This window comes from uncultured Thiodictyon sp. (genome assembly GCA_903837595.1).
In the GTDB taxonomy this organism is placed as follows: domain Bacteria; phylum Pseudomonadota; class Gammaproteobacteria; order Chromatiales; family Chromatiaceae; genus Thiodictyon.
On the sequence record CAILVI010000182.1, the window covers coordinates 1 to 19393 of the forward strand.

Sequence of the window (19393 nt, forward strand, 5' to 3'; positions counted from 1 at the left end):
GAATGACGGTCATCCCGGCCCCAAGACGGTCTGGATCGGGTTGCAGCGCGTACATGAGTTCACCATCGCACTCCAGGCCCGCGAAGATATGGTGAGGACATGTGTATAAGGATGAGCGCTCCAGCGTGGGAATGCAGTCTGGCCGCTCCAGCGGCCGATCATCCGCAGCCTGCCCGGTCGCTCCCGAATAGCACACGACGCTGGAGCGTCGTGACTTCCTCCCCTGCTTCCGCGTGGGAGCCAGCAGCCGCCTCTCGTTCCCACGCTCCAGCGTGGGAATGCAGTCCGGCCGCTCCGGCGGCCAGTCATCCGCAGCCTGCCCGGCCGCTGCCGAATAGCACACGACGCTGGAGCGTCGTGACTTGCTCCCACGCTGGAGCGTGGGAGCCAGATGCAAAGGTGTTGAGATGAGCCGATGGCAGCGCGTAAAGATTGGCGATTTCGCTCGAAGCGGCAGTGCTAAAGCGGCATCCGCCTCCAACCTACCGGTCTACTCAGTTACAAAGCACGATGGATTTGTGCCGAGCGATGATTACTTTAGGAAGCAGATATACAGCAAGAACACAGGCGGTTATCGAATTGTCCGCAAAGGTCACTTTGGCTATGCAACAATTCACCTTGATGAGGGCGCTATTGGTTATGCGCCCGAGGACTGCCTCATTAGCCCGATGTACACTGTGTTTGAGGTGGATGAGAACCGAGCCAACATCAAGTACCTATATCGTCTTCTCAAGTCCCCGCTGCTTATTTCCAGTTACTCGATAATCGGCACCGGCTCGGTTCATCGCCGCAAGTCGATCCCATTTGAACGCTTCGCTTCTCTTGAAATCCCACTCCCGTCCATTGCCGAGCAAGAACGTATCGCGGGAATTCTCGACCAAGCGGACGGCTTGCGCCGCCTGCGACAGCGCGCCATCGACCGCCTGGACAGCCTCGGGCAGGCGATCTTCCACGAGATGTTTGGCGATCTGACAACCAATCAAAAAGGCTGGCGAAGCGAGGGCTTAGACGCCTTAATCACAGAGGGACCACAAAATGGCCTTTACAAGCCGTCCTCTATGTATGGGCAGGGAACGCGGATTTTGCGTATTGACGCTTTTTATGATGGGCGCGTGACGAAACAGGATAACTTAAAGCGTTTATCGGTTGCCGAGGATGAGCTAAGGGTTTACGGCCTTAACCGAAACGATATAGTCATTAACCGAGTCAATAGCACGGAGCATCTTGGGAAGAGCGCTATCATCCCGGATTTAACTGAGCCAATGGTATTTGAATCTAATATGATGCGCTTTCGTGTCGATGAAAAGCAGATCGATCCTCGCTATCTGATCAGTTTTCTTCAAACCAAGTTCCTGAAGGCACAGATTGGCCGAAGAACCAAAGACGCGGTAAACCAGTCGAGTATCAATCAGCAGGACGTAAAATCCTTCATTGTCAGAATTCCACCATTAGATCTTCAGCAGCGCTTCGTTGAGCTGAGTGAAGCTTCGGAACTATCTGCAAGAACTCTGCGCGCGGGATTCGATAAAGCAGCGTTATTGTTTTCCTCCCTTCAAGACCGCGCCTTCCGCGGCGAACTCTAGCGCCAAGCTATGCCCCAATCCGCCTTCATCAACCCCCGTTCTGGCTCCCACGCTCCAGCGTGGGAGCAAGTCGCAACGCTCCAGCGTTGCGTCGCGCGGTGCCTACGCGCCGCCGGAGCGGCCGAACTGCATTCCCACGCTGGAGCGTGGGAACGAGAATGAGCGAGAATGAGGTAAGCCCATGGGCCGCGACCGCTACCATGTCGGCGATCCCGCCGCGCTGCATTTTCTCACCTGTACCGCCCTCCTGTGGCTGCCGCTGTTCGCCCAGCCGGCCAATGCCCGGATTCTGCTCGCCTCGCTGCAATTCCCCGTCGATCGGGCGTGCGGCAACCTGTGCCGGGCGTGGCGTAGCCCCTGGCTGGCGCCTTCCACCGTTCCCAGGTCGCGGGCGAGACATTCCGTCGTCCGGAAATGCCCCCGGCATACGCCTATTCCGGGCGCCGGTGCGCCCCCCGCGTCTGCGTCGGGATCGATGGGAGATCTGGGGGAGTGTCTCAAGGCTCAGGGGGTATACCTGAGGCGACCGGGGGTCTCCCCGATTCCACCAGAGGTGCGCCGCCAGATCGCCGGGTTAATCCCGCAACTGTCGGGGGTCTCCCCATAGATGCAGGGGTGTGCCCCGATGCCATTGGGTGTGTCTACGAGCGCTGCGGGGGCGTCCCTTAAACGATGTTCAAAATATCAAAAGTTACTATCGAAACAGAATCTTGAAACGGTACAGAGTGATCGTTCTGGTCGGGGGCGTCCCCGCAGGCTCGGGGGTTAAACCCGGCATCTCCGGGGATAGCCCCGATGTCTCCGGGGATCTTCTCAGATACGCCGGGGGTAGCCCCGAACGTTACGAGGATCTCCCCTGATGACATGGGGTGCTCCCCGGTTCATCTGGGGGTCTTCTCGGATACCTTTTGGGTATCCCCGCATCCTGCGAGGGCGATTTTGAGGCCGAAGGGGGCGCCGGCGACCGGTCGCGACGTGCCATCCGGGACCAGGATGGCGGGCCGCAGCCGTCCGCTTGCGCCAGCGAACGCCTTCCACGCCAGATGATCGAACCGTCACGCGTGAGTGAACCGAAGATGCGCAAAGACGATTTCATCCCCGCGGAGCGCGGGCCTCTGGCCCGCGCTCCCAGAGCATGACCGGGCCGGGGTTATGACTACAGCGACGGGTGGCCTTGATAATAATTCCGGCCGACGGCGGCGGGGCGCACAGCGCCCAACACAGGCGTGACACCGCTAGAGCGGTGTCACGAGAGCTGGAATCAGACCGGTGTCAGCGGCTGCGCCACCAATTTAACCCCCAGTGCGTGACAGACCCGGTTGATGGTGTCGAAGCGTGGTTGCGCGTTCTCGCGTAGCGCCCGATAGAGCGCCTCCTGGGTGAGACCGGATGCCTTGGCGATCTCGGGGCGCAAGCAGGCGTGGGAGCACCAAGTGAAATCGGTTAAACTCTGGGTCTCGCCAAAATGCCCCTGAAAGCAGAGGTGAACCATGCGCACCGAGGAGAAGGTCATCGCTGCCCTGCGCTGGCTGCCCCCCGGCAAGCAGGCGGAAGTACTCGATTTCACCGATTTTCTACGGGGGCAACAGGCCGTAACCGCCGAGCGTGGATCGGACGGGCGCGTCGCCCCTGAACTGTCCTGGTGCCCCCATGCGCCGGAGCTGACGTGTGATGGTTAATCACCGAGGGAGGATAGCCCGTATGCTTGACAGATCAACCGGCCCATAGGGGAGTCACCGCAATGCAGGCACGCCAGCAGACCCAAACCCGCCCCAGCCTCTACGAACAGCTTGAAGCCCTGCCCGAAGGGATAACGGGGGAAATCCTCGACGGTCAGCTATACACGCAGCCGCGACCCAGTCTTGAGCATGGCTATACCGAAACGTCGCTGGCTGAAGAACTCGTCGGCCCCTTCCAGAAGGGCCGGGGTGGGGGCCCGGGCGGGTGGTTGATCGTGGTCGAACCTGAACTGCACTTCATCCGTGACACCGAGGTTGATGTCCCAGACTTGGCCGGGTGGCGACGCGAACGTTTTCCGTATTTGCCGAAGGCGCAACACCGGGCGATGGTGGTTCCGGATTGGGTGTGCGAGATACTCTCGCCTTCGACTGAGAGCAAGGACCGCACGGTCAAGATGCCGATCTATGCGCAGTACGGGGTGGCTCACGCCTGGCTGATCGACCCCATCGGGCATACCCTGGAAGCCTACACCCTCGAGGCGGGGGCCTGGGTGGAGACAGGGCGCTTTGCCGGCGGGGCAAAGGTCTTGGTCCCGCCCTTCGCGGCGGTAATGATCAATCTGGATGATCTCTGGGCACCGACCGCCTAGAGCGGGGTTACCGTGAAAGTCGCGCCGGGAGCGCGCTCCACTTCCCCCGCCCCTATTGGGGGAGGGCCGGGGAGGGGAACGGCCAAGGCGCCCGCCACTTTCATCTTGCGGGGTGGCGCGGGCGCCATGGCCGTTAGCTTGGAATAGAATCGCCGAACGCCACTCGATCAGGATGACCCATGAGCCAGTTTGCCTTCCTCCAGCCCGAGTTCGAACCGGTCTACGAGCATGCCCAGCGCGCCGAGGCCCTGGCCCTCTCCGATCCGCGCGGTTCCTGCTTCTATACCCGGCTCGCGCTGGAGACGGCGGTCAAATGGCTTTATCAGCACGATGGAACGCTGCGCAGCCCCTATGACGAGACACTGTCCGCGCTGATCCACGAGGGCAGCTTCCGCATCCTGGTCGGCAATGCGCTGGTGACGAAGGCGCGGTTGATCAAGGACTTCGGCAATAGCGCGGTGCATGACACCCGCCGGGTGTCAGAGAACACCGCAAGCGTCGCCCTGCGCGAGCTGTTCCACTTCGCGTATTGGCTGGTCCACACCTATGCCAAGGGCGCCAAGCCGCCAGCGGGCGTGCAATTCTGCGCCGAGGCCCTGCCCAAGACCCAACTGGTGGAGGCGAAGACGCTCGCCGGCTTGCAGGGCATTGCGCAGGCGTTCGAGCAGAAGGCCAAGGCGCACGAGGAGGCCGAGGCCGCCCGCATCCGGACTCAAGAGGATCGCGACCAACTGGATGCCGAGATTAAGCGGCTGCGTTCAGAAGTCGCCGCCACCAGGAAGGCCAACCAGGCGATCCCCGACGACCACGACTACAACGAGGCCCAGACGCGCGACGCCTTCATCGATCTGCTGCTCCACGAGGCCGGCTGGCCGCTAAACCAGGCGCGGGACCGCGAGTTTCCGGTGACGGGGATGCCGAACACCATGGGCGAGGGCTTCGTCGATTATGTCCTCTGGGGCGAGGACGGCCAGCCGTTGGCGATCATCGAGGCCAAGCGGACCAAGCGCGACGCGCGGGTGGGCCGGCAACAGGCCAAGCTCTATGCGGACTGTCTGGAGGCCATGGTCGGCCGCCGGCCGATCATCTTCTACACCAACGGCTATGAGCACTGGATCTGGGACGACGTCAGTCACCCGCCGCGCTCAATCCAGGGTTTTTATAAGAAGGCCGAGCTTGAGCTACTCATCCAGCGTCGCACCTCCCGCAAGTCGCTGGGCACGGTCGCCATCAACGAGGCCATCGTTGGGCGCTTCTATCAGACCCGCGCCATCCGCCGCATCGACGAGGCTTTCGAGCAGGACAACCTGCGCAAGGCACTCTTGGTCATGGCGACCGGCGGGGGCAAGACCCGAACCGTGATCGCACTCATCGACCAGCTCATGCGGGCCAACTGGGCGAAGCGCGCCCTGTTCCTGGCGGACCGCGTGGCCCTGGTGAACCAGGCGGTCGCCGCCTTCAAGACCCATCTCCCCCATCTGGCGCCGGTCAATCTGGTGACCGACAAGTACACCGAAGGCCGGGTCTATGTGTCGACCTATCCGACCATGATCAACCTGATCGACGAGATGAAGAACGGCACCCGCCGCTTCGGGGCCGGGCACTTCGACCTGATCGTGATCGATGAGGCGCACCGCTCGGTCTACCGCAAATACCGGGCGATCTTCGACTACTTCGACAGCTACCTGGTCGGGCTCACCGCCACGCCCCGCGACGAGATCGACCGGGATACCTATTCTTTGTTCGAGCTGGAGCGCGGCGTGCCCACGGACGCCTATGATCTGAATGAAGCGGTGGCCGACGGCTTCCTGGTGCCGGCTCTGGCGGTCTCGGTGCCGCTCAAGTTCCAGCGCGAGGGGATCCGCTACGATGACCTGTCCGACGAGGAACAGGAGCAGTGGGACGCGCTGGAGTGGTCGGAGGACGGCAACGTGCCCGACCGGGTGGACGCCTCGGCGCTCAACAAGTGGCTGTTCAATACGGACACCGTGGACAAGGTGCTGGCCCATGTCATGACCCACGGGCGCAAGGTCGAGAACGGGGATCGACTGGGCAAGACGATCATCTTTGCCAAGAACCACGCCCATGCGTGCTTCATCAGCGAGCGCTTCGATGTCAATTGGCCGCATCTCAAGGGGCACTTTGCGCGGGTCATCGACAACAAGACCGAGTATGCCCAGTCGCTGATCGACGCCTTCTCGACCAAGGACAAGGCCCCCCACATCGCCATCTCGGTGGACATGCTGGACACCGGCATCGACGTGCCCGAGGTGGTCAATCTGGTCTTCTTCAAGATCGTCCGCTCCAAGACGAAGTTCTGGCAGATGATGGGGCGGGGCACGCGGCTCTGTCCGGACCTCTTCGGCCCGGGGCTGCACAAAGAACACTTCCTGATCTTCGACTTCTGCCAGAACTTCGAGTTTTTCAACCAGAACCCCGAACGCACTGAAGGTGCGCTCGGGGAAGCATTGGGCCAACGGCTGTTTAAGACGCGGCTCACGCTGATCGGGGAGATCGAGGACTCGGGCCGAGACTTTGGGGTCGACGCCGAGGATACGATGGAGTTGCGCGCTGCTCTGGCCACCCGGCTGTTCGATGAGGTCGCCGGCATGACGCTGGACAACTTCATCGTGCGGCCCCAGCGTCGGTTCGTCGAGAAATACCAGGACAGGACTGCCTGGGACCGGTTGCCCCGCGAGGAGCGTTTGGCGCTGGCCGAGCATCTGGCCGGACTGCCGAGCGCCCTGGTGGACGACGACCTGGCGGCCAAGCAGTTCGATCTGCTGGTGCTGATGACGCAGCTTGCCGTGCTGCGCGCAGACCTGGCCTTCGCGGGCCTTCAGGTACGTATCCGGGGGATCGCGGCGCAACTGGAGGAGCTTGGGAACGTGCCCATGGTGAAGGCCCAACTGCCATTCATCGCGCAGGTGCAGACCGATGAGTATTGGCAGGACATCACGGCGGGGATGCTGGAGCACCTGCGGTGCCGGCTGCGCAACCTGGTCAAGCTGATCGAGCCGCAGGCGCGCAAGATCGTCTACACCGACTTCGAGGACGAGATCGGTCAGGCCGTGGCGGTTGCCAACCCCCATGCCGGCTATAGCACCGACAGGTCCCGATTCATGATGAAGGTCCGCCAATTCCTGGGCCAGCACCAGGACCACATCACCATCCGCAAGCTGCGGCGCAACGAGCAACTTACCCCCTTGGATTTAACCGAATTGGAGCGGATCTTCGTGGCCGAGGGGGTCGCGGTCGACGAGGATCTGGACCGCATCCGCGGCGAGGGCGGCATCGGCATCTTCATCCGCTCACTGGTGGGTCTGGAGCGCGACGCGGCCAAGGAGGCCCTGGCGGGCTTCATGACCGGCCGGACCCTGACCGCCAACCAGATCGAGTTCATCAACCTGATCCTGGACCACCTGACCGAGCGCGGGGCCATGGACCCGCGGCGGCTCTATGAGAGCCCCTTTACCGACTTCGACGACCAGGGTGTGGCCGGGGTCTTTTCGATGGAGGACGCGCGGGTGCTGGTGCAGGTGCTGCGGGATGTTGGGAGCCGCGCAGCCGCTTGAGGCGGGCGACGGTCGCGTGCCGCAGCTGTTTGACCTCTCGGAGGAGGTGGCCTTTGCGGCCAACCTTATGCCCTTTACCGGGTGGAGCGCCTGTGATGAGTTCGGAGCCTAGGCCATGAGCGAAGACGAAACCGCGTTGCTGCAACAGATAGTCGAGACGATCGTAAGGGCGGTCGACCCGGAGACAATCATCCTGTTCGGCTCGCGGGCCAGGGGGGAGGCCCGACCGGATTCCGACGCGGGTCGGTCTAAGGTTGGAATCAGCGCTTGAGCGCTGCATAAAAGGCGGCCTTGGTGACCCCGGCTTGACGAGCCATTGAGTCGATCAAGACTGGTGAGAACGGCGCCTTGGGGCAATCGACCGTCACCTTAAGCCGACCTTCCGGGGTGTCTTTCACCCACTGCTCGTATGACGTTCCCCGCCCGGGTCGGGGCGCAAAGCCCAAGGCGCGCAAGATGCGCTTTACGTCGACGCAGGTCAGCGGGGGATAGTGACCGCTCACCGTGCCAGCGCGAGCGGCAGCGACTCAATAAACGGTCTGTGGGCACGCGCCAGACGGCTGCGCAGATGCACCGCCAGCCTGAACCAGTAGAAGCGCAGCCAGTACGGCCAAGGCGCCCGGCGGTTTAGCAGGGCGGCGGCGTGGTCGCGATCCTCCCCGGTAAGGGCGTCCTCCACGTAATCGTTAATCATGGCGTCCAGATGGTCGCGCGCCTCCTCGAATGTTTCACCTTGCGCGGCCAGGTCGAAATCCAGGCACAAGGCGACCCACACGCCCGACGGCTCATGTTCCGCGTAGCAGCGAAGCTTCCACTGAGACTGACGCATATCACTACCCTCGTCCAGGTTCATGCCCGCGGATGCAGGGCACACTGCCTGCGGTCGGGGCCGTTGTTATAGGATGTTAGCAGATGTTACCCAGCCGCGGGGCGGCGCATTCGGCTGGATCTGTCACGTTCACCGCCGAGGAAAATGCTATCATCACCGGCTGTCATATCCGGGGCAAAACACCGCAAGCCCCCTTGACCTCCGCCCGCTCCCAGGTCCGCCGAGCCCACCCAGTCCAGGCTTTTTTTTCGGGTCGCACTCAGTTTGATCATGATCGCCTGGCACGCGCACACGCCGCGGCCCGCCAGGGGACCCGAACACGCCACTGTCAGGAACCACGATGCAAATCATCAAGCGCGATATCGTCGTCGTCGGCGGCGGTGGGGCCGGGTTGCGAGCCGCCATCGCGGCCAACGCGGCCGACCCTGGGTTGACCGTGGCGCTGATCTCAAAGGTGGTGCCGATGCGCAGCCACACCGTGGCCGCCGAGGGCGGCTCGGCCGGCGTGATCCGCGCCGACGACTCGATCGAGAACCACTTCGACGATACGGTCTCGGGCGGGGACTGGCTGTGCGATCAGGAGGCGGTGCAATACTTCGTGGAGCACTGTGCGGAGGAGATGATCCAGCTCGAACACTGGGGCTGTCCGTGGAGCCGGCTGGAGGACGGCAGCATCAATGCCCGCTTCTTCGGCGGTATGAAGGTGCAACGCACCTGGTTCGCCGCGGACAAGACCGGTTTCCACCTCCAGCACACGCTGTTTCAGACCTCGCTGAAATATCCCGGCATCCAACGGTACGATGAGTTTTTCGTCGCCGACCTCATCGTCGACGACGGCCGCGTGCGCGGCGTGCTGGCCATCGAGATCGCGACCGGCACCCTGTACCTGTTCGAGTGCAAGGCCGTGATCCTGTGTACCGGTGGTGCCGCGCGGCTGTACAGTCAGAACACCAACGCCGGGATCGTCACCGGTGAAGGCATGGGCATGGCCTACCGACAGGGCGTGCCGCTGCGCGACATGGAGTTTGTGCAGTACCACCCCACGGCCCTGCTCGGTACCGGCATCCTGATCACCGAGGGTTGCCGCGGGGAGGGTGCGATCCTCACCAACCGGCACGGCTATCGTTACCTGCAGGATTATGGGCTGGGTCCGCCCGATCCCTGGCCGCGCACCAAGGCGATGGAACTCGGGCCGCGTGACCTGCTGTCGCAGGCGTTCTGGCACGAGGAGCAGAAGGGCAACACCATCGACACACCGCGCGGCAACGCCGTTCATCTCGATCTGCGCCACCTCGGGGCGCACAAGATCCACGAGCGCCTGCCGCTGATCACCGAGGTGGTCAAGACCTTCGTGGGCATCGATCCGGTCACGCAACCCATCCCGGTGCGCCCGGCGGTGCATCACACCATGGGCGGCATCACCACCAACCGTTTTACCGAGACTTGCCTTCCTGGGTTGTATGCCGCCGGCGAATGCGCCAGTGTGGGCATCCATGGCGCCAATCGGCTGGGTTCCAACTCACTGTCCGAACTTCTGGTGTTCGGTCGGGTGGCCGGCGAGCGTGCGGCGGCCTATGCGCGCAGCGCCGGGGAAGGCCATGCGGATGCGGTTCGCCGCAAGGCGGAGGCCGCGGCGGCGCCCTTGCTGGCGCTATTGAACGGAGCAGGCGGGGCAGGGGGCGAGCGCGTCGCGACCCTGCGCGATGCGCTGGGCGAGACCATGGAGGCCGGGATCGGCATCTTCCGGCGCGCGGAGGGGATGCGCGCGACCTGCGATACGCTCACCGAGCTGCGCGCGCGGTATCGTGCCGGCATCCGGCTCGGCGACCGCAGCCGCACCTTCAATACGGAGTGGCTCTCCGCGATCGAGCTCGGCTACATGTTGGAGGTCGCCGAGGCCTTGGCGCATTCCGCCTACCAGCGCCAGGAGTCGCGCGGCGCCCATGTCCGGCTCGATGAGTACGCAACCCGTGATGACGCGCGGTATCTGCGGCATTCGCTTGCCAGCTACGGTGGCGACGGGCCGCCGACCATCACTTACTCGCCGGTCGCCATCACCCGCTCGCCACCCGAGACCCGCCACTATGGCGGCGCCGGCCGGCAGGCGGTCCTGACCTGATGCATCGTCCGGAGCCGCACCATGCCCATTGATCACGCGACCAGAACCATCGAGATCGAATGTCTTCGCTACGACCCGCAGACCGATACCGAACCGCACTATCAGACCTATCAGGTACCCTTCACCGACGATATGTCGGTACTGCAGGGCCTGCAATACATCAAAGACCAGCTGGACGGCAGTCTGACCTTCCGCTGGTCGTGCCGGATGGCGGTCTGCGGCAGTTGCGGCAAGATGGTGAATGGCGTGCCGCAGCTATCCTGCCATGCCTTCCTGCGCGACTACTTCCCAGGCAAGGTCCGGGTCGACCCGCTCACCCATTTTCCCATCATTCGCGATCTGGTCATCGATCAGACCGGCTTTCTCGATCATCTCGAGGCGGTGAAGCCGTATCTGATTCCAGCGCAGGACCAACCGGTGGCGGACGGCGTCTATCGCCAGACGCCCGTGCAGATGGACCAGTATTACCAATATTCGCAGTGCATCAACTGCCTGCTGTGCTACTCCGCCTGCCCGCAATACGGGCTCGATCCGGAGTTTACCGGACCGGGGGCACTGGCGCTGCTGCACCGCTACAACGCCGATTCGCGCGACCAGGGCTGGACGGCCCGCAGCGAGGTGATGAATGCCGAAGAGGGCGTGTGGAGCTGTACCCTGGTCGGCTATTGTTCAGAGGTGTGCCCCAAGGGCGTCGACCCGGCCCGTGCGATCAACCAGAACAAGGTCAACAGCACCCTGGACTACTTCGGCGTCCTGAAGTTTCTCATGCCCAAGAGTGCCAAGACATGAGCCGATTCAAGCCGGTGCTCAAGACCTATCGCCGCCCGATGTCCGGGTGGTGGACACGCAATCCGTATTTCGTCCGCTATATGATCCGGGAGGGCTCGGCGGTCTTTCTCACCGCCTATGCGTTGGTGCTGCTGGCGGGGCTCGCCTGCCTCGTGTGGGGCCAGACGGCCTATGACGCCTGGCGCGGGGTGCTCGCCACGCCGTTGTCGATCGGCTTTCATCTGCTCGCGCTGCTGATCGTGACCTATCACAGCATCACCTGGTTCCAGGTGATGCCCAAGACGGCGCCACGGCTCCCGAGCGATCCCCGGCTGATCGTCTGGGGCGGCTTTGCCGCAGCCGCCGGCCTGTCGGCGCTGATCTTCGCAACCCTGCTGTGGGTGATCCGATGAAACGATCCAACGAGCCGATTTTCTGGTCGCTGTTCGGGGCCGGCGGCGTGCTGTCCGCCCTGATCGGACCGGTGTTGATCTTCATCACCGGTATCGCGGTGCCGCTCGGGTTCCTGCTGCCGCCATCGACCATGAGCTATACGCGCGTGCTGGCCTTCGCCCAGCACCCGCTGGGTAAGGGCGCCCTGTTCCTCGTGATCTCGCTGTTCCTGTTCCACGGCGGCCATCGCATGGTCCACAGCCTGCATGATCTTGGCGTCCAGACCGGGCCCCGCGCGCAGCGCTGGTTCTACGGCTTCGCGATCGTCGGTACCATCCTCACGGCCGGCTTGCTGCTCGCCATCTAGCGCGGGAACAGCCAGGGGATCATGAGGACGGTGAGGGTGAGCGTCAACCGGATCAAAGGCGTTCCGGCCCGCCGCGGCGCGGTTTTCAAGGCGTCTTGCGCGGGTGGCTGGCCCGGTGCTTCAGTACCAAGTCGGAAAATAGTTCCCTGCGTGTTCTTTCGCAGCGTGCAATGGAGGACAGCATTTCCCGCTCGGCATTGGTGGTTACGAGTTTCCCCATTAGCCGGACGATGTGATCAATCGCGGCCAAGTATTCTTTCATGCATTCTCCGATGAGGACGACGGATACCGTGCCAGCGTCCGCGACCCCGTCATCGATACGCGGGAGCGCCTGCGCCGCGCAAACATACAGGGTGGCCATGACGGCGTCGGACTCCGCAGTATCCTGCTCGCTTGGCACGTAGCCCGAGTCGCCAGCCCAAGCCGCGGCGTACCCCAGCCACACCCCCAGCACCGCCATCGCGATCCGCTTCATGTCTAACCCGGATAGTTCATTGAGGGGTTGAAAAAGGGCCGCGCCTCTGGCATAAAGGCTATGCAAGAAAAAGGTTATTTGCCGGTGAGCGGGCGTCCCTGAGATGCCAAAGTGTAATCCCGAACAGCGCGAATTTCACGCGTTCGGTCAGCGGGCTGGGGTGCTGCGTTCGCCGGGGGCATGATCAATGTCGGGTAGACTGGACCGGTCGGCGGCAGCGGCTGCGGGACTCACCGTACCGGCGCATGGTTGCCGGCGGCGCTGCCCGCGCCGGTCTTGGTTCTCCGCTAACATTCGGACCCATTGATGCAGAACACCTCCCGGCGATTCGGGCTGCGCGCCGCCGCTTACGCCCTGGTCCTGATATTTCCAGTGGCCGCGTTTCCGGCTGCGGCCGGGGTGGCGAAGAACGTGATCCTGATGATCAGTGACGGTGCCGCTTGGGGTACCTGGGACCTGGCCAGTGATTGGGAATTCGGTGAGAAGGGGCATCAACCCTACGATCGATTTCCAGTGCAGCTGGGGATGACCACCTTCCCGCTCAACACCGCTCACGCCCCGACCAACAGCGCCGCTCCCATGGCGGGTTACGACCCCGTGCGGGCCTGGGACCCGGCCCCGAATCCCGGCAGCGTCGACGGTGTCCCCAATTTTTTCAACGGCTACGCCTACCTGAAGGCCGGCGCTACGGATTCCGCCGCGGCGGCCACGGCCTTTGCCAGCGGCGCCAAGACCTACAACAACGCGCTCGGCGTCGACAACTTCGGCCAGCCGCTCCCGCAGATCACGCGGCTCGCCAAGGGGCTCGGCAAGGCCGTCGGGGTGGTGAGCAGCGTGCCCTTCACGCATGCCACCCCGGCCGCTTTCGGGGCACACAACTTGAGTCGCAACCACTATGGTGAGATCGGACGGGCGATGGTGGGCGAGGGGCCGCTCGACCTGATCATGGGCGGCGGCAACCCACGCTATGACGAGGACGGTCGCCTCCTCGCGAGCCCCCACTTTGCCAATGAGACCGGCCCGGGCGGTGCCTATGTGGCCCGCAGCACCTGGGAGGCGGTGGTCGACGGCAGCGCCGGCTGGCAACTGATTCAGTCCAAGGGCGACTTCGCGGCGCTGGCGGCCGGTACCCTGAACCCGAGCGGCCAACGCCTGATCGGGGTTCCTGCGGTCGCCGACAGCCTCCAGGTCAACCGCACCCAGGCGGTGCAGGGTGCCGACCCGGCTAACCCGAGCGGAGTCGCCTTCAATCCCCAGGTCCCGACCCTGGAGACGCTGAGCCGCGGCGCCCTGAACGTCCTCGCGCGCGATCCGGACGGATTTTTTGTCATGATCGAAGGGGGGGCCGTGGACTGGGCGGCCCATGCCAACAACACCGGCCGGCTCATCGAGGAGCAGATGGACTTCAATCATGCCGTGCGTGCCGTGGTGGCCTGGGTGGAGGCCAACAGCAGTTGGCGCGACACCCTGCTGATCGTGTTGACCGATCACGGGACCGGGATGCCCATGGGGCCGGACTCGGCGACGGTTCCGTTCGAGCCGATCCGCAACCACGGGGCCGGGCAGCTGCCCGGGGTGCGCTGGCACACCAATAAACACGCCAACGAGATCGTCCTGTTGCGCGCCATCGGGGCGGGGTCCGAGCTGTTCAGGGCACGCCTGGCGGGGCAGGACCCGGCGCTACGCACGGTACTGGGCTTCAATGACGGGAGTTATATCGACAATACCACGGTGTTCGCGGTGATGAAGGACGCCATGCAGCCGGCCGCGGCTCCTCTGGCTGCTTCCCAGGTGCAGCTGTGATCCGTGGCTTTACCTGACGGCTCACTGCCTCAGGATGACCCGCCAACCGCCGCGGTTGGGCAGTACCTGCTCCACGTCCATGAAGGTCGCCCCCGCCGTCTTGGCCGAGGTGACGTTGGTCAGGGTGCAAACCTTCCCAGGCTGGCCGGTGCAGTCGCCGCGCCACCCGGCAAAGACATAGAAGGCTGCGGCCGTGGCGGTGCAGGTGGCGCTGTCGCCCTGCGGGACCGGGTCGGGTGCACAGCTTAGATCCCCGCCGGCCTCAGGAGTGACTGTCGTGGCAATGGTGTGGCTGGTGGCAAGGGTGAAGGTGGCCGTACAGGTGGTGTCGGCGGTGAGCGCGAAGGCACCAGCGCAACTGGCCGGCGCCCAGCCGGCGAAGCTCGAGCCCGGCGCCGCGTTGGCGGTGGGTGTGACCTGGGTGTTGTAGTCATAGGTCCCGCCGCCGCCGACGGTTCCGGCGCCGCTTCCGGCTTTGATCACCGTCAGGAGGTGGTTCTCGAGGGTGAAGGTGGCCGTACAGGTGGTGGCGGCGGTGAGCGCGAAGGCTCCGGCGCAACGGGCCGGCGCCCAGCCGGCGAAGCTCGACCCCGGCGCCGCGTTGGCGGTGGGTGTGACCTGGGTGTTGTAGTCATAGGTCCCGCCGCCGCCGACGGTCCCGGCGCCGGTGCCGGCTTTAGTCACCGTCAGGGTTTGCTTGCCAACTCCGGTCCCCTGGATCGCAAAGTCATAAGAATTCTTGTCGCTGTCATCGTTGGCGATGCTAACGGTTGCTTGGCGAAGCCCCGTCGTGCTGGGGGCGAAGCGGATTGCGAAGGTCGTCGATCCACCGGCCGCGACCGGGGACGTTGGGACCAGCGCGATACTGAAGTCCCCGGCGTTTTGACCATTAATAACGACCATCGGCGTACCGGTTAGATTGAGTCCAACCGAGCCGCCGTTGCGAATCGTGAAGGTGTGTGTCTCGCTGCCCGTAGTGACAACGCTGCTCCCAAAATCGGTCTGGTCGGCGCTGCTCGGTGTGCTGTCGCCATCCATGATCGTCACGTTGTTGCCTTCAATCGCGATCTCTGTCGGGAGGGTGGCAACAGCGAGGCCGCTCATGAAGAACGTCATGCCGCCGATTCGTTGGCTGGCGCCGGTCAACGTGTTGATTCGATACCAATCGATAATAGTCCCACCATCACTGCCTCCACCATAGAGAGCACCGTCCGTTCCGAACCCGATGGCATGCGGTGCAGAGCCCGACGTACCGCCGACACTCGGATTGACGTCTACAGCCGCTCCGGTTTCAGTGTTAAGCTGATAGAGTCCGCCGCCGTAAAAGCTCATGTAAAAGCTCCATCCAAACAAAGTCCCATCAGGCGCGAAGCCCAAGAACCCGTTATTAAAATTGGCGGCGGTCCCGACCAATGATGACTGACCGGTTGCGAGGTCGATCCTATACAGAGACGACCCATGGAAAGCAAAGAGTTGGCCTTGCGGAGAGAAGGCCAACGACTCGAGGGCGGTCAAAGGCCCTGAGATCGTAACCAGCCGCGTTCCGACCCCCGTGAGCGGGTCAATCTGCACCAGGAACGGCGCGGCGGTTGTCGTTACCACGGCCGTGATCAGCCGCCCCGCCCGATCCGCCGTGAGCGAATTTGTTTGCGTAAACCCAGACGGCCCGAGCAGCTTCGACGCCCCGGTCTTTGGGTCAACATTATAAACACGCCCGTTGATATCAATTGCGGTAAAGACAAATCCCTCACCGGTTCCGCGAATCGCAAACTCATACGGATTCTCGTCACTATCATTGTTGGTGATGCTGACTGTTGCTTCGCGTAACCCAGCGGCACTGGGGTCGAAACTGATCGCGAAGGTGGTCGACGCACCGGGCGCGACTAATGAGGGGCCAAGGAAGCCCGGTTGCGTTTTTACGCTGAAATCTCTGGCATGAGTTCCACTCAGCGTCACGGGCGCGCCACTGAGATGGAGTCCGCCCACGCCCGTGTTGCGGATAGTGAAATAGTGTGTGGTTATGCCCGAGGCGACATCGTTGACGCCAAAATCGGTCTGAGCGGCGCTGGTTGGAATGGTATCGCCGTCGGCAATGGCTATACCATTGCCTTCGACGCCGATCTCGGGAAGCACCCCCGTCCCCTGGATGGCGAAGTCATAGGGATTTTCGTTACTGTCGTCATTGGCGATGCTGACGGTCGCCTGACGCAGTCCGACCACGCTGGGGACGAAGCGGATTGTAAAAGTGGTCGCCCCGCCCGCCGCCACCGGGGAGGTCGGCTGCACGGTGACGCTGAAGTCATCGGCGTGGGCGCCGCTCAGTGCGACCTTGGGCGTGCCGGTGAGTTGGAGGCCGGGCGAACTGGTGTTGCGGATGGTAAAGGTATGGATGACGCTGCCATAGACCACATCGCTATTCCCGAAGTCGGTCTGATCGGCGCTGCTTGGGGTTGCATCGCCATCCGCAATGGCCACGCCATTGCCTTCGATGCCGATCTCGGGGAGCGTACCCGTGCCCTGGATCGCGAAGTCATAGGGGTTTTCGTCGCTGTCGTCGCTGGCAATACTGACGGTCGCCTGACGCAGCCCAGCGGCACTGGGGGCGAAACGAACCGTAAAGGTGGTGGAACCGCCCGCCGCCACCGGGGAGGTCGGCTGCACGGTCACGCTGAAGTCATCGGCTTGGGCGCCGCTCAGCGCGACCTTGGGCGTGCCGGTGAGTTGGAGGCCGGGCGAACTGGTGTTGCGGATGGTAAAGGTGCGGGTGGCGCTGCCGGAGGCGACATCGCTATTGCCGAAGTCGGTCTGATCAGCAGTGCTTGGCGTGGCATCGCCATCCGCAATGGCCACGCCATTGCCTTCGATGCCGATCTCGGGAAGCGTACCCGTGCCCTGGATGGCGAAGTCATAGGGGTTTTCGTCGCTGTCGCCGCTGGCAATACTGACGGTCGCCTGGCGAAGCCCAGGGCCGCTGGGGGCGAAACGAACCGTAAAGTTGGTCGAACCGCCAGCAGCCACTGGGGAGGTCGGTTGCACGGTCACGCTGAAGTCACCGGCTTGGGCGCCGCTCAGCGCGACCTTGGGTGTGTCGGTGAGCTGGAGATCGGGCGAACCAATGTTACGGATGGTAAAGGTGCGGGTGACGCTGCCGGAGGCGACATCGCTATTGCCGAAGTCGGTCTGATCGGCAGCGCTTGGCGTGGCATCGCCATCAGCAATAGGTACGCCATTGCCTTCGATGGCGATCTCGGGAACCATGCCTATCCCCTGGATGGCGAGTCGATAGGCGCTTTCGTCAGCGTCGTCGTTGGCGATGTTGAGGGTCGCCTGGCGAAGCCCTCGTGCGCTGGGGGCAAAGCGGACCTGGAACGTCGTTGAACCGCCAGCGGTTACGGGGGAGTTTGGGAGAGTGATAACGCTGAAATCCGCGGCATGGGTGCCGCTCAAGATGACCGTCGGCGTGCCGATGAGGTTAAGTTCCGCAGAACCAGCGTTGCGAATGCTGAAGGTACGGGTGACGCTGCCCGAGGCGACATCGCTGGGGCCAAAGTCGCCATTGCCTGTAATACTGATTTCCGGCCCTGGTGGTACCATTCCAGTGCCTTGGATGGCGAAGCTGTATAGCCACTCGTTACTATCGTCATTGGCGATGTAAACGGTCGCGCGACGTAGTCCAATGTCACCTGGAACGAAGCTGATCGTGAAAGTCGTCGACCGGCCGGAAGCCACCGGGGACGTCGGCTGGGTTAATACATGAAAGTCGCTGGCTTGGTCGCCGCCCAACTCGACTTTGGGTATGCCAGTGAGGTTAAGAGCGCCTGTGCCGCTGTTAAGGATGGTAAAGGTTCTGTTGACGCTAGCCCGTTCGAACTCGGTGCTGCCGAAGTCAGTCTGGTCAGTCGTGCTTGGCGTTGAGTCACCGTCCACAATGGGCACGCCATTGCCTTCAATGCCAATTTCGGGTGGAAGTGGGTCAAAGCGCGCGCTAACCTGCGCATCACTAGTGACACCAATGATGCATTGGCTCCCTATCGAATGGGCGGCACAGTCGCCGCCCCATCCCGTGAAACGATAGCCAGGATTAGGCGTCGCGGTTAGCACCATATAGTCATACCCGTTCCCTGCTGGAAAATAGGTTATGCAGTCGGAAGGACAGTCGATGTATTCCCACGACCAAGTGCCCACCCCCGATATTCGCCCCCCAATGGGGCGGTCAACCGTCAAGGTCCAGGTCGATGCAGCGTTCGCCGTTTCGCACCACCCAATTCCGAAAAAAAACGCTATGACCATTGCAGCGAATAACGAAATGACCGGTTTAGTGACCGTTCTTTTCGCTAGCGCAAAAAATGTGATCGCTAATCGTAGCATGTTCATGACTTGCTCCCGTCGCCGGGTTTCAGCAACGCCCATGTGAGGGCCCAGCGCCCTTATTGGTAGAGGTTGACGGTGCCGACAAGATGCGATTGACGTATTCGGTTTGGTCGAAGGCGCGCGCAACACAGACCACGCGCAAAGTAAGTGTTGTTGGCTGCCTGGCTCAGAAAAGCTTGAATGATTCGGGAGATCAAACCGAATTCCTGAGCGGCCAGAGATGCGGCCGCTACGGGGCAGGACCCATTCGACCGGGGCCGTTGGTCCCCAAAGGCGGGGGGCTGCATTGCGCGACCACCCAGACTCCGGGTCGGAGGAGACACCCGGTGGCCGCGGGCGTTTGGTGCGCGGACATGACATGCCGAAGTGGGCGTGGCTGGACTAAGCGAGGAGCACCCAGCCAGGCCATGCACGGCAGGCTCGCTCGGGCATGGCAACCATCCAGCGGCGCAACGCCTATGGACGTTGGACGGGGTTATCGCGCGACCGGTCGGTCCAGGAACCGCCGGGTAGAACCTTCTCGCCGTGTCCAGGTCGCTCATGATTGATCTTCCCAAGATAATCTGTAGCGTCTATTTTCCTTTATACACTGAAGGTTTCGGCCTTTTTTCAGGGGAGTACCGGACGGGCACGGGTAGCGGTGGGGGCGAGGTTTTGCCCAAATCCAGCGAAAACTCCCAGCCCCAAGTGTCAGGCTCTGTCCAATTTTCAGAACCCGGAACCTTCATCGAATAAATTATCATCCCGGCAAGACCTGCCGTCAATAAGGTCTTCGCTAACT

14 protein-coding genes are annotated in these 19393 nt (G+C 62.8%); 10 read left to right on the forward strand and 4 right to left on the reverse strand.

Features of this window, described 5'->3' with window-relative positions; translation table 11 throughout:
- Positions 1–407 precede the first annotated feature (407 nt).
- Positions 408–1583, forward strand: coding sequence for a restriction endonuclease subunit S (locus tag QZY44_RS09675; RefSeq protein WP_295445599.1), 1176 nt, complete (start codon positions 408–410; stop codon positions 1581–1583).
- A gap of 1261 nt (positions 1584–2844) precedes the next feature.
- Here the strand turns inward: QZY44_RS09675 and QZY44_RS09680 are convergent.
- Positions 2845–3075: a hypothetical protein gene (locus tag QZY44_RS09680; protein WP_295445601.1), complete on the reverse strand. Its 231-nt coding sequence runs from the start codon at positions 3073–3075 to the stop codon at positions 2845–2847.
- Between QZY44_RS09680 and QZY44_RS09685 the strand changes: the two genes are divergently transcribed.
- From QZY44_RS09685 to QZY44_RS09700, 4 genes are all read left to right on the forward strand, one after another.
- A complete protein-coding gene (locus tag QZY44_RS09685) occupies positions 3074–3262 on the forward strand; it encodes a hypothetical protein (protein WP_295445603.1) in 189 nt (62 codons plus the stop codon). The two genes, QZY44_RS09680 and QZY44_RS09685, sit on opposite strands and share 2 nt — an antisense overlap.
- Positions 3263–3324: 62 nt before the next feature.
- Positions 3325–3912: a Uma2 family endonuclease gene (locus tag QZY44_RS09690; RefSeq protein WP_295445605.1), complete on the forward strand. Its 588-nt coding sequence runs from the start codon at positions 3325–3327 to the stop codon at positions 3910–3912.
- Positions 3913–4091: 179 nt separating this feature from the next.
- A complete protein-coding gene (locus tag QZY44_RS09695; RefSeq protein WP_295445607.1) occupies positions 4092–7487 on the forward strand; it encodes a DEAD/DEAH box helicase family protein in 3396 nt (1131 codons plus the stop codon).
- Between the two features lie 115 nt (positions 7488–7602).
- A complete protein-coding gene (locus tag QZY44_RS09700; protein ID WP_295445609.1) occupies positions 7603–7758 on the forward strand; it encodes a nucleotidyltransferase domain-containing protein in 156 nt (51 codons plus the stop codon).
- 228 nt (positions 7759–7986) lie between these two features.
- Here QZY44_RS09700 and QZY44_RS09705 read toward each other — a convergent pair whose 3' ends face one another.
- Entirely contained in the window at positions 7987–8340 is a 354-nt protein-coding gene (locus tag QZY44_RS09705; protein ID WP_295445611.1) for a DUF1902 domain-containing protein, read from the reverse strand.
- 316 nt (positions 8341–8656) lie between these two features.
- Between QZY44_RS09705 and frdA the strand changes: the two genes are divergently transcribed.
- The 4 genes from frdA to frdD are packed head-to-tail and all read left to right on the forward strand — an operon-like array spanning position 8657 to position 11963.
- Complete coding sequence (gene frdA, locus QZY44_RS09710; RefSeq protein WP_295445613.1) at positions 8657–10435, forward strand: fumarate reductase (quinol) flavoprotein subunit; 1779 nt, start codon at positions 8657–8659, stop codon at positions 10433–10435.
- Positions 10436–10456: 21 nt separating this feature from the next.
- Positions 10457–11224: a succinate dehydrogenase/fumarate reductase iron-sulfur subunit gene (locus QZY44_RS09715; RefSeq protein WP_295445614.1), complete on the forward strand. Its 768-nt coding sequence runs from the start codon at positions 10457–10459 to the stop codon at positions 11222–11224.
- The gene (locus QZY44_RS09720) at positions 11221–11616 is read left to right on the forward strand and encodes a fumarate reductase subunit C (protein ID WP_295445617.1); all 396 of its coding nucleotides are present in this window, start codon (positions 11221–11223) and stop codon (positions 11614–11616) included. Before QZY44_RS09715 ends, QZY44_RS09720 begins: the two co-directional genes overlap by 4 nt.
- Entirely contained in the window at positions 11613–11963 is a 351-nt protein-coding gene (gene frdD / locus QZY44_RS09725) for a fumarate reductase subunit FrdD (RefSeq protein WP_295445619.1), read from the forward strand. The genes QZY44_RS09720 and frdD overlap by 4 nt, the downstream gene beginning before the upstream one ends.
- 85 nt (positions 11964–12048) lie before the next feature.
- On the opposite strand, the gene QZY44_RS09730 is transcribed toward frdD, so the two are convergent.
- Positions 12049–12438 carry a hypothetical protein gene (locus tag QZY44_RS09730; RefSeq protein ID WP_295445620.1) on the reverse strand — a complete coding sequence of 130 codons (390 nt, stop codon included), beginning with the start codon at positions 12436–12438 and terminating at the stop codon, positions 12049–12051.
- 306 nt (positions 12439–12744) lie between these two features.
- On the opposite strand from QZY44_RS09730, the gene QZY44_RS09735 reads away from it, so the two are divergent.
- Entirely contained in the window at positions 12745–14241 is a 1497-nt protein-coding gene (locus QZY44_RS09735; protein WP_295445622.1) for an alkaline phosphatase, read from the forward strand.
- 21 nt (positions 14242–14262) lie between these two features.
- Here the strand turns inward: QZY44_RS09735 and QZY44_RS09740 are convergent, their stop codons facing one another.
- The gene (locus tag QZY44_RS09740) at positions 14263–18615 is read right to left on the reverse strand and encodes a choice-of-anchor D domain-containing protein (RefSeq protein ID WP_295445624.1); all 4353 of its coding nucleotides are present in this window, start codon (positions 18613–18615) and stop codon (positions 14263–14265) included.
- Between the last annotated feature and the right edge of the window lie 778 nt (positions 18616–19393).

What these genes read in the sequence shown, in the direction of transcription:
- QZY44_RS09675 (WP_295445599.1), top strand. Translation starts at nt 408, where the DNA reads ATGAGCCGATGGCAGCGCGTAAAGATTGGCGATTTCGCTCGAAGCGGC.
- QZY44_RS09685 (WP_295445603.1), top strand. Translation starts at nt 3,074, where the DNA reads ATGCGCACCGAGGAGAAGGTCATCGCTGCCCTGCGCTGGCTGCCCCCC.
- QZY44_RS09680 (WP_295445601.1), bottom strand. Translation starts at nt 3,075, where the DNA reads ATGGTTCACCTCTGCTTTCAGGGGCATTTTGGCGAGACCCAGAGTTTA.
- QZY44_RS09690 (WP_295445605.1), top strand. Translation starts at nt 3,325, where the DNA reads ATGCAGGCACGCCAGCAGACCCAAACCCGCCCCAGCCTCTACGAACAG.
- QZY44_RS09695 (WP_295445607.1), top strand. Translation starts at nt 4,092, where the DNA reads ATGAGCCAGTTTGCCTTCCTCCAGCCCGAGTTCGAACCGGTCTACGAG.
- QZY44_RS09700 (WP_295445609.1), top strand. Translation starts at nt 7,603, where the DNA reads ATGAGCGAAGACGAAACCGCGTTGCTGCAACAGATAGTCGAGACGATC.
- QZY44_RS09705 (WP_295445611.1), bottom strand. Translation starts at nt 8,340, where the DNA reads ATGAACCTGGACGAGGGTAGTGATATGCGTCAGTCTCAGTGGAAGCTT.
- frdA (WP_295445613.1), top strand. Translation starts at nt 8,657, where the DNA reads ATGCAAATCATCAAGCGCGATATCGTCGTCGTCGGCGGCGGTGGGGCC.
- QZY44_RS09715 (WP_295445614.1), top strand. Translation starts at nt 10,457, where the DNA reads ATGCCCATTGATCACGCGACCAGAACCATCGAGATCGAATGTCTTCGC.
- QZY44_RS09720 (WP_295445617.1), top strand. Translation starts at nt 11,221, where the DNA reads ATGAGCCGATTCAAGCCGGTGCTCAAGACCTATCGCCGCCCGATGTCC.
- frdD (WP_295445619.1), top strand. Translation starts at nt 11,613, where the DNA reads ATGAAACGATCCAACGAGCCGATTTTCTGGTCGCTGTTCGGGGCCGGC.
- QZY44_RS09730 (WP_295445620.1), bottom strand. Translation starts at nt 12,438, where the DNA reads ATGAAGCGGATCGCGATGGCGGTGCTGGGGGTGTGGCTGGGGTACGCC.
- QZY44_RS09735 (WP_295445622.1), top strand. Translation starts at nt 12,745, where the DNA reads ATGCAGAACACCTCCCGGCGATTCGGGCTGCGCGCCGCCGCTTACGCC.
- QZY44_RS09740 (WP_295445624.1), bottom strand. Translation starts at nt 18,615, where the DNA reads ATGAACATGCTACGATTAGCGATCACATTTTTTGCGCTAGCGAAAAGA.